Source organism: Caulobacter sp. GW821-FHT09B11, assembly GCF_059418205.1.
In genome coordinates this window covers 1-530 of record NZ_JBWKPK010000072.1, presented here as the reverse complement: position 1 = coordinate 530, position 530 = coordinate 1, and the positions used below count along the sequence as shown (strand labels likewise).

Here is a 530-nt window from a genome sequence, read left to right as displayed (position 1 = left end):
ACTTTGAGGATCAGCTCCTTCATGTCGTAGGGCTTGCCGGGATCGGTCGGGACCAGGCTGTCGAGGCTGGGCTCGGCCCGGTGGGGATCGTCGAAGCTCGGGCGGATCGGCGCCTTCTCGCGGTTGGACGAGGGCAGGAAGTCGATCAGCCGGCGCACCTGGGTCAGGGCTTCCAGGTCGTTCTCGAACGCCCCTTCGGCCACGCCCGATTTCGCCGCGTGGACGCGGGCTCCGCCCAGCTCCTCGGCGGTGACCACCTCGTTGGTGACGGTCTTCACCACGTCCGGGCCGGTGACGAACATGTAGCTCGTATCCTTCACCATGAAGATGAAATCGGTCATGGCCGGGCTGTAGACGTCGCCGCCCGCGCAGGGGCCCATGATCACGCTGATCTGCGGGATGACGCCCGAAGCCAGGGTGTTTTCGAGGAAGATGTCGGCGTAGCCGGCCAGAGAATCCACGCCCTCCTGGATGCGCGCCCCGCCGGCGTCGAACAGGCCGATGATCGGGGCGCCGGCCTTCATCGCCTG

The 530-nt window shown here is 66.8% G+C and carries 1 protein-coding gene; it reads right to left on the bottom strand.

What is annotated here, in order from left to right; translation table 11 throughout:
• Positions 1-530 (bottom strand): carboxyl transferase domain-containing protein (locus tag AC07N1_RS25250; RefSeq protein WP_494674289.1); only part of this gene is annotated, 530 nt, incomplete at both ends.